This is a genomic window from Mesorhizobium sp. P2_H9 (assembly GCF_056403215.1).
In genome coordinates, this window is the sequence record NZ_JBFUFX010000029.1 from 1 (window position 1) to 11,058 (window position 11,058).

The following is an 11,058-nucleotide window of genomic DNA, read 5'->3' on the forward strand; positions in this document are numbered from 1 at the left end:
GGGAGGGACCGGACGGCAGCGGCAAGCAGTGACCTAGCCTAATTCAACCAGCTTCTCGCAAAGCGCTCAAATTCCTATGGCTTCATAGGCGGCTGCAATCCTGCGAATTGACGCCACATAGGCGGCAGTCCGGTAGTCGCCAAGCTCCGGCTGTTCCTCAAGCAGATCGGCTATGTTTACCCAGGTGCTGCGCATCACGTCCTCCAGACCGGAGCGGACAAGATCGATCTCGGCGCCCCCTTCCAGGAATTCGTCGCGCAAGTCGGCCGGGAATGGGTTGCCCGTCATCCGCTCGAGCGCTGTCGCGATTGTCAGGTTGCGTCGCTCGCGGCGCCGTCTCTCCATCAGCCCGAAGGGAATGTGCGTGAGGTTTTTCACCCACTCGAAATAACTGACAACGACGCCGCCCGCATTGACATAGAGGTCGGGAAGGATTGTCACGCCTCGCGAGCGCAGTATCTGATCGGCCTGGAAGGTGACCGGCCCATTGGCGGCTTCGACGACGAGACGCGCCTTGATGCGCTCGGCATTCTCGCTGTCGATGGCATTTTCCATCGCCGCGGGGATGAGGATGTCGCATTGCTCCTGGATGCCCGTCATGTCGCCCGCAAACGATTCGGCACCAGCAAAACCAAGGATGCTGCCGGTGCGTATGAGATGCTGCTTCAGCGCCTCAACGGCAATGCCTTCAGGGTTGGCGACATAGCCGTCGCGCTCGGCAACGACAATGATCCGCGCGCCATCTTCTTGTGAGAGAAACTTGGCTGCATGGTAGCCCACATTGCCAAACCCCTGAACGACGACAGTGGCCCCGCCCAAGTCGCGCCTTCCAACAATCCCCGGCGTACGCGGATCACGGAGATAACTTTGAATGGCGAACTGCACCCCCCGGCCAGTCGCCTCTGTTCGGCCAGCGATGCCGCCTTTCGAAAGCGGTTTTCCGGTGACGCATGCGCGTGCGTTGATGACATCAGTAGGATTTGCCCGACGGAACTCATCCATCATCCAGGCCATTTCCCGCTCACCGGTGCCGATGTCGGGGGCGGGAACATTCACACCAGGGCCGATAAGGCCACGCTTGTTGAGTTCCTGCGTGAACCGGCGCGTGATCCGCTCGAGTTCTTGGGGTGTCCATTCGCGTGGATCGATCTTGAGCGCGCCCTTCGACCCCCCGAAGGGCACGTCTACAAGCGAGCATTTCAGCGTCATCAAGGCGGCCAGTGCCTCGACCTCTTCGGCATCGGCATTGGAGGCGTAGCGAATACCGCCTTTTACAGGTTCGCAGTGTTCGCTGTGAACCGATCGCCACCCCACGAAGCTGTGCATCCGGCCGCGCAGCCGCACGCCGAAACGGACCGTGTAGGTCGAGTTGCACTGAATGATCCGCTCCGATAGCCCCTCCGGAAGGTCAAGGAAGGACATGGCATGGCGGAAGTGCTGGTCAACGCTTTCCAGAAACCCGGCAGAGTTGCCCTGCGTCACGCACTGCGGCGTTGGGACAGAACCACTTGCATTGACGGTTTCGGGGAGCAGGTTCGCATGCACTTGATGTTTCCTCCTAGGACCGGTCGGACGGGCTCTCATGCCTTCGGACCGCCCTCTCAATCAGCAATTTTGGGGCACAAATCACGTCTCGCGGCCAGCTGTCGACGCCCCTGTTTGAAAGCACTCAGGTGATTTCACTTTGGATTGTGGCACCGCCTGCCGCTTGCTGATGAGAACTGGCGCACTGCCCAGCATAACCGTTCAACGCCTGCTGCCCAGCGATTACTAAGCTCTCGTCAGCCCGGTTACCTCCTGTTGATGCACACGACCTTCGGCTGCGTCATCTCTTCGTAGGCAAAGCGAACGCCTTCCCTGCCCATGCTGCCGTATTTGAAGCCGCCGAAGGGCATGGCGTCGAAGCGGTAGTCGGAGGAATCGTTGATCATAACGCCGCCAGCCTCGATCCTGCTTGCCGCTTCGAGTGCAACATTGAGATTGCTGGTGAAGATGCCGGCATGGAGGCTGTATTCGGGCTCGTTGGCCAGCGCGATGGCTTCATCGAGCGTGTCGAAGGGGGCGAGCATGACGACAGGCGCGAACACCTCCTCGTGCCACAGGGCGCAGTTTCGAGGGGTGCCTTCCAGCACCGTGGGATGATAAAGCGATCCATCGCGGCGGTGGCCGCACAGCAGCTTGGCTCCAGCGGCAATAGCATCATTGACCGCTGCTTCGGTGCGCTCGGCCGACTGGGTCGAGATCATCGGACCGACATCCGTGTCCTCGCGCGTAGGATTTCCAGCGTTGAGCTTTTTTGTTCCAGTGACGAAGGCATCACGGAACCGCTCATAAAGAGCCGCCTCAACCAGAATGCGCTGGGCGCCAATGCAATTTTGTCCAGCGGCCCAGAACGCGCCGGATACGCAGCCTTCAACCGCTTTGTCGAACTCACAGTCATTCATCACGATGACCGGGGCATTGCCGCCAAGTTCCATCGCAAGTTTCTTCAGTCCTGCCGAACGGCTGATCGCCTCGCCGGTCGCAAATCCACCCGTAAACGAAACCATGCGGACGTCGCGGGATGTGATCAAGGCCGTGACCAGCTCCCTGTCACCATGAAGAACGGTGATGACCTCCTGAGGCAGGCCGGCTTCCAAAAGCGCCTCGACAAGATTGATTGCGGAAAATGGCGTCAAATGCGACGGCTTCAGCAGGACGGCGTTGCCACCTGCGATCGCTGGACCGAGCTTATGAGCCACCAGGTTCAGCGGATCGTTATACGGGGTGATTGCCGCGATGATGCCAAGTGGCTCGCGCGTAAACCAGCCCTGGCGGTGTTCTGATCCCGCGAACGCATCGAAGGGCACGATCTCGCCGGCGTTGCGCTTGGCTTCTTCTGCCGAGAGCTTCAGCGTATTGACGCAGCGACTGACTTCCTTGCGTGCCTGACCGATCGTCTTTCCGGCTTCGCGGACAATGGTTTCGGCAAAGACATCGCGCTTGCGCTCGACAATCTGCGCAGCACCTTCAAGAATAGCGGCGCGGCGGTGCCTGGGCAAGTCGCGCGAAAGCTCTGCACCACGCCGGGCACGGGCGAGACATTCGCCGGCATCGCCTGCATCCGTGACGTCGATCGAGCCAATCAAAGACCCGTCAAAGGGGTTGTAGACGGATTTGGGCGGCAAGCCCGCTTTGATATGAAGCTTGGCAGCTGTCATAGGCTACCCTTCCCTTCTGTTATGACGCCGGCGTTTACGGTCGGTATTCCTTGGTCAGGGCAGGTCTTGGACCCGCCCTGTTCTCATGGTGATGCGGCAGATGGTGACAATCGGTTCAAGCAATTGGGCCGGGAATGCCCCGGCTGCCAAGGTTCAGATTTGCTGGCCCTCCCGGACGAGCTCATCCATCACGAAGCGGACCGCGCTTTCGGCAATTGCAACGATTTCCTCGACTTCCGACTTGGTCGTCACGAGCGGCGGGGCAAAGCCTAAAATGTCGCCGTGCGGCATGGCGCGCGCTATGAGGCCCCGGTCCCGGGCTGCCTTGGAAATCCGCGCCCCAACCTTGAGCGCCGGATCAAAACGCTTGCGATTGTTGCGGTCAGCTACGAACTCGATCGCGCCCATGAGGCCGACACCTCGCACTTCACCGACGATCGGCAACTGCGCGAATTTCTGCTTCAGCTGCGCCTGGAAAAATGCGCCGACGTCGCGAGCATTACCGGGGAGATCTTCTCTCTCGACGATGTCGAGAACCGCGTTGGCAGCGGCGGCGCCAATGGGATGACCTGAATAGGTATAGCCATGCGAGAAAGCGCCTACCCTGTCAGCGCCGTCTTCCAGCACCTTGTAGACCTTCTCGCCGACGATCGCCGCCGAAAGCGGGAAGTATGCAGAGGTCAGGCCCTTGGCGACGGTGATGAGGTCAGGCTCGATGCCGTAGTGTTGTGAGCCGAACATGGAGCCTGTGCGACCAAAACCGGTGATGACTTCATCAGCGATCAGCAGCACGTCGTGCTTCTTCAGCACAGGCTGGATGGCTGCCCAATACCCTTCCGGCGGCGGCGTGATGCCCCCGGTGCCAAGCACAGGCTCGGCGATGAAGCCGCCGACATTGTCGGGACCGAGCTGCTCGATCAATTGGTCAAGCTCGGCGGCGCGGCGGGTAGAGAATTCTCGTTCAGTTTCGCCGGGCTGCGCACCCCAATAATGATGCGGCGCGCCCGTGTGCACGACCTGCGGCAGCGGTAGGTCCATATGGTCGTGATAGAAGCTCATCCCGGTCATCGAGCCGGAGACGACGCTGCAGCCATGATAGCCGCGCTCACGCGAGATGATCTTCTTCTTGGTCGGCTTGCCGCGCAGGTTGTTGTAGTACCAGACGAGCTTGGCCTGCGTCTCATTGGCGTCCGACCCGGACATGCCGTAGAACACCTTGCTCATCTTGCCCGGCGCCATCTTCACCAGACGGTCGGAAAGAATTGCCAGTTCATCGGTCGTGTGCGCCGCGTACGAATGGTAGTAAGCAAGACGATAGGCCTGACGTGAGATCGCCTCGGCGACTTCGGTGCGGCCGTAGCCGACATTGACGCAGTACAGACCCGCAAAGCCATCGATCAGCTGGTTGCCATAGGCGTCCTGGATCCGGATCCCCTTCCCGGTCTCGATGATTGTCGGCTCGCCAAGCTTGCCGCTGGCAAAGTCCTTGAGCTGCGTGAAAGGATGCAGGACCGAATTGCGGTCCTTTTCGGCGATGTCTTTGATGTCGATGGTCATTGTAAATCCTTCAAAATGCCGTGCGGGTTGTCTCTCCAGTTCTGTGTGAACCGGGCCGTGAAGCGGCCAGACTGTTTGCTAACTTCCGTACCGCCCTCTGAGACTCGTAAGGCATAACTTAGCCAATTCGCGACCGCGGTTGACGGCGCAGTTGCGGCCTGCTAGGCAGAAATTCTGCAGAATATACCTCGTATCGCAGGATTTCGACCCAATGGAACTTGACCATGCCGACCTGGCACTCCTGGAGGCCGTTCAGCATAACAATCGTTTGACCTCCGAGGAGCTCGCAAGCATTGCAAACCTTTCACCGACAGCGTGCCAGCGCAGACTGAAGAAATTGCGGGAAGCGGGCGTAATCGAGGCCGATGTGTCGATCGTGTCGCCGAAGGCGGTGGGTCGACAACTTACCATGATCGTCTTGGTGTCGCTCGAACGTGAGCGGGCAGACATTGTGGATCGATTTAAAGCTGCAATTCGCAAAACCAAGGATGTGATGCTTGGCTATTACGTTACGGGGGATGCTGATTTCATCTTGATCGTGACGGCGAAGAACATGGAGGATTACGAGCAGTTTACTCGCCGATTTTTCTACGAAAATCATGATATCAAGGGCTTCAAAACCATGGTCGTCATGGACCGGGTTAAGGCAAGATTCTCTTTTCCTATCCAGGAGTAACCAGAAAGCGGCAGATCTGGCCCTTCTACAAGGCCACCAATAGCTGGTGCTGAGAAGCGACCGCGTATCCCCTGTAGTGACCCCAACAAGGAAATCGAGCTCGCTCTCTGGCAAGGTCACGATCAGGATTTCATCCGGCGTCGCTCGCGCCCATGGTTGCTGAGCTTCTCTCGTCCACCAGACAATGGGTGCCAGACGTACACATGAGGATTTTCGAAGGGGCGTCCGGTTCGTGAAGTTATCAAGCTTAACGGATATCCTTTGGCGGTCCAGACATATGTTGGTAATTTTTGCGATCCGGTTGAACATGTAAATAGCCAGGTGAGCAAGTCACTTGAACGTTGTTTTTGAGCTGGACTCGCTGCTCAACACTATCGACATGATTATAGACAGGAAGGTTAGCGCCACACTCTTGGACTTTTCTGTGCAGCGTAAAGTCTCACTAAATCAGGTCAGGATTGTCAGAATTGTCGATCCTGTCATCACGAGGTCTATAGTCCTTCGCGTTAGCCCAAGGCACGAACGATCATCGCAAGTGGCGGCAGTGCGGAGGCTTGTCTAGCAAGCCGTTCAGCAAGTGGCACAGGTTGGTAAATGGTCAACGCCCTGCGCTAAGGTCGAGGCTCCTCGGAGAAGTTTGGGTCGCTATAAGTTGAGAAGCGTTCGCATTCTCTTGGGCCTACTAGAACACGACGCGCATGACGATCCTCGCGTCATAGCGAGACGATGCCGGCCTTCTCCAGCTTGCGAAGCCGCATCCAGGCGACAGCCCGACCTGTTCGGCCAGCACCAGCTTGGTGATGCGCCCGTCGCGCTGGATGGCGTCGAGGATTTTCACGTCGATCGGGTCGAGTTTCGCGGCAGTCATCGGTATCCACTTTTTCGTCTACAGTACTGATGGCGCATTATTTCGATTGTCAATTGCACTGATTTCGATCTCTAATAAGTCATGACATTGTGGCAACCCGATCCCACACTCATCCGGCGGCCAGCCTATCAATCGCTTGCCGACCAGTTCGCGCGAGCCATCCATGATGGCCGCCTTGCCAATGGCGCGCGGTTGCCGACGCATCGCCGGCTGGCCGACGATCTCAAGCTCTCTGTGCAGACGGTCAGCCGCGCCTATGAGGAACTGATCCGGCGTGGCCTGATTTCGGGCGAGATCGGCCGCGGCAGCTTTGTCCAGACGCAGCGCCGCGAGCCGGAGCCGCCCTATCTGCCGCAGCGCCTCGGCGATGTCATCGATCTTTCGATCCTGAAACCGGTGTGCGAGCCGATGCATCTGGAGCGGCTGAAACAGGCGCTGGGCTGGCTGTCCGAAAATTTGCCGTCGAGTTCGGCGCTGTCGTTCCGGCCCAACATGGTGTTTCCGCGCCACCGCGCTGTGGCGGTCGAATGGCTGAAACTGTGCGGGCTCGATGTCTCCGCTCAGAACATCAGCCTGACCAACGGCGCCACCGCCGGCATGACGGTGGCGCTGATGAGCGTGGCGCCGCCGGGGTCGACCGTTGCCACCGAGGCGATCGGCCACCACACGCTGGTGCCGCTGGCGCGCTATCTCGGCTTCAACCTCGAGGGCCTGCCGATCGATGATAAGGGCCTGATCCCGGAGGCGCTGGACGAGGCCTGCCGGCTGTCGGATATCCGCGCTGTGTTCGTGCAGCCTTCGGTGATCAGTCCGACGGCAACGCTGATGGATGCACGGCGGCGCGAGGAAATCGCGGCGGTTGCGCGCAAGCACGACATCGCCATCATCGAGAACGACGTGCTGGGTCCTTTGGTCGAGGACCGGCCGCCACCGGTCGCCGCCTTTGCGCCGGAGCGCACGCTTTACGTCACCTCCTTCACCAAGATCACCGTGCCCGGCCTGCGCATCGGCTATCTCGCCGCGCCCGACCGCTATGTCGCCGCCGTCGCCAACCGGCACCTGGTCTCGAACTGGATGGCGACGCCGCTGGTGGCTGAGATCGCCACCAAATGGGTGACCGACGGCACCGCGATGGAGCTGGTGCGCTGGCAGCGAGCGGCATTGCGGCGTCGGCAAGAGATTGCTGCCGAGGTCCTTTCCGGCATCGACTATCGTGCTCATCGCGAGGGCTTGCATTTGTGGCTCCAGCTTCCCGGCGATCGCGCGGAGGAGAGTTTCGTCGCGCAGGCTCGTCTGCAAGGCGTGGCGATCGCGCCCGGCACATCCTTCCGCATTTCCGACGCACCATGGCATCCGGCGGCGCGCATCTCGCTGGGCTCGACCACCGAGGGCGAACTGCGCGCCGGTCTTGGCGTTGTTTCCAGATTGCTGCTCGGTGATCCCGAGCACCTGCTGCTGGCCATCTAGGTAGAATAGCTTTACCGGCCAGAATAATTGTCATGATATTATTTTATCAATTGACATGATTTTACCCATTCCGCATCGTCAAGGCCAGAGGCTTTTCTAGGACGGGGAACTGCAGGGCCCACGCCCATCATCAAGACCCGATGCGCTTTCGAGAAGCTTCGGCAGCTTCAAGGCCCGGCGAGAAGTTGGCCCGGGTCGGTGCGTCGGGCTCCGGTAAGACGACCATCCTGCGCATACTGATGACGCTGGAGAGGATCGACGGCGGCCACATTCGATCGTTGGCGAGCAGCGCAATTGCCACGCTCGCTCGCGACCGGGCGCGGGCGGCCAATTCGGGGACCAATTTCGAAAGCTGATGCTGGCCGCGAGGCCCAACAAACGAGGACCAAGAACGATGCAGCCAAACCTGAAATTCTCGCGGAGCGAATTCGGAGATCGCCTCGCCAAGACGCGCAAGGCTATGGAGGCGAAGGGCGTCGATCTGTTGATCGTCAGCGACCCCTCCAACATGGCGTGGCTGACCGGCTATGATGGCTGGTCGTTCTATGTCCACCAGGCAGTGATTGTCCCGCCGTCTGGCGAGCCGGTCTGGTACGGCCGCGGCCAGGATGCCAACGGTGCCAAGCGCACCGCCTATCTCGCACACGACAACATCGTCGGCTACGCCGACCACTATGTGCAGTCGACCGAGCGCCACCCGATGGATTTTTTGGCAAGCGTGCTCAGTGATCGCGGCTGGGGAAAGCTGACCATCGGCGTCGAGATGGACAATTACTGGTTCTCCGCTGCCGCTTTTGCCTCACTGCAAAAGCATCTGCCCAACGCCCGCTTCGTCGACGCGACCGCGCTGGTCAACTGGCAGCGCGCGGTGAAGAGCTCGACCGAGATCGACTATATGCGCAAGGCCGCGCGCATCGTCGAAGCCATGCACCAGCGCATCGTCGACAAGATAGAAGTCGGCATGCGCAAATGCGATCTCGTCGCCGAAATCTACGATGCCGGCACGCGTGGTGTTGATGGCATTGGCGGCGACTACCCTGCGATCGTGCCGCTGCTGCCGTCGGGCGTCGACGCCTCGGCGCCGCATCTGACCTGGGACGACCAGCCGATGAAGCGGGGCGAGGGCACCTTCTTCGAGATCGCCGGCTGCTACAACCGCTACCACTGCCCGCTGTCGCGCACCGTCTTCCTCGGCAAGCCGACGCAGGAGTTCCTCGATGCCGAGAAGGCGACGCTGGAAGGCATGGAGGCTGGGCTTGCGGCGGCGAAACCCGGCAACGCCTGCGAGGACATCGCCAATGCCTTTTTCGCCGTCCTGAAGAAATACGGCATCGTCAAGGACAACCGCACCGGCTATTCGATCGGCCTGTCCTATCCGCCGGATTGGGGCGAGCGCACCATGAGCCTGCGCCCCGGCGACCGCACCGAACTCAAGCCCGGCATGACCTTCCACTTCATGACCGGCCTGTGGCTGGAGACGATGGGATTGGAAATCACCGAATCCATCCTGATCACCGAAACCGGTGTAGAGTGCCTGGCCAATGTGCCGCGCAAACTGGTGGTGAAGAATTGAGCCCGATGTCCAGCCTCCGCCCGTCGCCGATCGCGCCGACCGTCGATTTTGAGCGCGACGGCGTCCAGCATGGTTTCCTGCGCCTGCCCTACAGCCGCGACGATTCGGCCTGGGGCTCGGTGATGATCCCGATCTGCGTCATCCGCAACGGCAACGGGCCGACGGCGCTGCTCTCCGGCGGCAACCATGGCGACGAGTATGAGGGGCCGCTGGCGCTCTACGATCTCGCCCGCACGCTCGATCCGAAAGACGTCAGCGGCAGCGTGATCATCGTACCGGCGATGAACTATCCGGCCTTCCGCGCCGGCACGCGCACGTCGCCGATCGACAAGGGCAACATGAACCGCAGCTTTCCCGGCCGGCCGGACGGCACGGTGACCGAAAAGATCGCCGACTATTTCCAGCGCGAATTGCTGCCCCGCGCCGACATCGTCTTCGACTTTCACTCTGGGGGAAAGACACTGGACTTCGTGCCGTTCTGCGCCGCCCACACTTTGCCCGACAAGGCACTGGAGCAGAAAGCTTTCGACGCGGTGGAAGCCTTTTCGGCGCCCTTCTCGATGCGCATGCTCGAGATCGACGCTGTCGGAATGTACGACACGGCGGCGGAGGAGATGGGCAAGGTCTTTGTCAGCACCGAGCTTGGCGGCGGCGGGACTTCGCGTGCCCACACCGTGCGGATCGCGCGGCGCGGCATTCTCAATGTGCTGCGCCACGCCGGCATTGTTGCCGGTGCGGTCGAGAAGGCCTCGACGCAATGGCTCGATATGCCGTCGGGCGATTGCTTCTCCTTCGCCGAAGACGACGGCATGATCGAAACCATGGTCGATCTCGGCGAACCTGTGAACGAAGGCGCGGTGCTGGCACGCATCCATTCCACCGGCCGCACCGGCATCGCTCCGCAGGAAATCAAAGCAAAAATGTCCGGCCTGCTGGCGGCCCGGCATTTCCCCGGCCTGGTCAAAGCCGGCGACTGCGCGGCGGTCGTAGCTCAGCGCGTGGAGTTGCGAACTTCGTAGCGCAGAACGGGCCTGTTGGAGGCCGACAGACAGACAATGTAGACGATGCCGCCGGTATCGCCTTCGCCGATCATAGCCGTCTTCATAGGATCGTAAGGCACTTTGCGAGGAGCACCGCCCAGCGTCTTGAAGGCCCAGAGCGCAAGACAGTCGGCAGATCCTTGCCCAGATAAGGCGAATGAAGCCAAGCACCGTGGAGAATAGCCGGACGATTCTCGGCGTCGTCGGCTCATCGGTAAAGACGACATTGAACTGGGCGAAGTCGACCTATGACTGCTCGCCGGGCCGGGTCTTGAAGCGAACGTCGTATCCACGCTCGGCCGCGGCAGGACGGACGTCGCGCAGGAAGTCGGTGACGGCCGTGTAGCAGCCGCCATAGCTGAGGTCCTTCAGTTCCCGGAAAAGCCGGCTGCCGGTGAGCCCGGGATATCGCGTGACGCGTTCGCGAAGATAGGCCGTGAAGGGATCGATCCCCGCCTGACGCGGCTTGCGCGGTTCGTAGGCCGGAGCCTCGAGCCCGCGCTCAACGCTCAACGCATTTGCACACGATCCCGCTCTCCCAGGTGATCGCCGACACCGACCGGCCCTGCCGATGCAAATCAAGTATCATCATCATCTCCCCGATCTTGACCACCGAAATCCCTCTCCCGACCATCAGGAGAAGCATCAACGATCACGCGCCGCCGGTCTCCCGGAGC

Annotated in this window: 8 protein-coding genes and 2 pseudogenes; 5 read left to right on the forward strand and 5 right to left on the reverse strand. The window is 60.5% G+C overall.

Annotation, left to right across the window (positions count from 1 at the left end):
• Positions 1-66: 66 nt before the first annotated feature.
• The 3 genes from AC1DXN_RS30610 to AC1DXN_RS30620 form a co-directional block, all read right to left on the reverse strand.
• On the reverse strand, positions 67-1,422 hold the full coding sequence (locus AC1DXN_RS30610) for a Glu/Leu/Phe/Val family dehydrogenase (protein ID WP_477421802.1): 1,356 nt from the start codon (positions 1,420-1,422) through the stop codon (positions 67-69).
• Between the two features lie 368 nt (positions 1,423-1,790).
• Positions 1,791-3,200, reverse strand: a complete 1,410-nt coding sequence (locus AC1DXN_RS30615; protein WP_477278306.1) for an aldehyde dehydrogenase family protein — start codon at positions 3,198-3,200, stop codon at positions 1,791-1,793.
• A 153-nt stretch (positions 3,201-3,353) separates the two neighbouring features.
• Positions 3,354-4,757, reverse strand: a complete 1,404-nt coding sequence (locus tag AC1DXN_RS30620; protein WP_477278308.1) for an aminotransferase — start codon at positions 4,755-4,757, stop codon at positions 3,354-3,356.
• 211 nt (positions 4,758-4,968) lie between these two features.
• Between AC1DXN_RS30620 and AC1DXN_RS30625 the strand changes: the two genes are divergently transcribed.
• A complete protein-coding gene (locus tag AC1DXN_RS30625) occupies positions 4,969-5,433 on the forward strand; it encodes an Lrp/AsnC family transcriptional regulator (protein WP_477278310.1) in 465 nt (154 codons plus the stop codon).
• Between the two features lie 688 nt (positions 5,434-6,121).
• Here AC1DXN_RS30625 and AC1DXN_RS30630 read toward each other — a convergent pair.
• Positions 6,122-6,301: pseudogene (locus AC1DXN_RS30630) on the reverse strand (Lrp/AsnC family transcriptional regulator); the annotation flags it as partial.
• 81 nt (positions 6,302-6,382) lie between these two features.
• On the opposite strand from AC1DXN_RS30630, the gene ehuR reads away from it, so the two are divergent.
• The 4 genes and pseudogenes from ehuR to doeB all read left to right on the forward strand — a co-directional run bounded on the left by ehuR (position 6,383) and on the right by doeB (position 10,360).
• Positions 6,383-7,768 carry a MocR-like ectoine utilization transcription factor EhuR gene (ehuR, locus tag AC1DXN_RS30635; RefSeq protein WP_477278312.1) on the forward strand — a complete coding sequence of 462 codons (1,386 nt, stop codon included), beginning with the start codon at positions 6,383-6,385 and terminating at the stop codon, positions 7,766-7,768.
• 109 nt (positions 7,769-7,877) lie between these two features.
• A pseudogene (locus tag AC1DXN_RS30640) lies at positions 7,878-8,040 on the forward strand (ATP-binding cassette domain-containing protein); the annotation flags it as partial.
• Between the two features lie 122 nt (positions 8,041-8,162).
• Positions 8,163-9,341 carry an ectoine hydrolase DoeA gene (doeA, locus tag AC1DXN_RS30645; RefSeq protein ID WP_477278314.1) on the forward strand — a complete coding sequence of 393 codons (1,179 nt, stop codon included), beginning with the start codon at positions 8,163-8,165 and terminating at the stop codon, positions 9,339-9,341.
• A gap of 5 nt (positions 9,342-9,346) precedes the next feature.
• Entirely contained in the window at positions 9,347-10,360 is a 1,014-nt protein-coding gene (gene doeB, locus AC1DXN_RS30650; RefSeq protein WP_477278316.1) for a N(2)-acetyl-L-2,4-diaminobutanoate deacetylase DoeB, read from the forward strand.
• 267 nt (positions 10,361-10,627) lie between these two features.
• On the opposite strand, the gene AC1DXN_RS30655 is transcribed toward doeB, so the two are convergent.
• Positions 10,628-10,894: a hypothetical protein gene (locus AC1DXN_RS30655; protein ID WP_477278318.1), complete on the reverse strand. Its 267-nt coding sequence runs from the start codon at positions 10,892-10,894 to the stop codon at positions 10,628-10,630.
• Between the last annotated feature and the right edge of the window lie 164 nt (positions 10,895-11,058).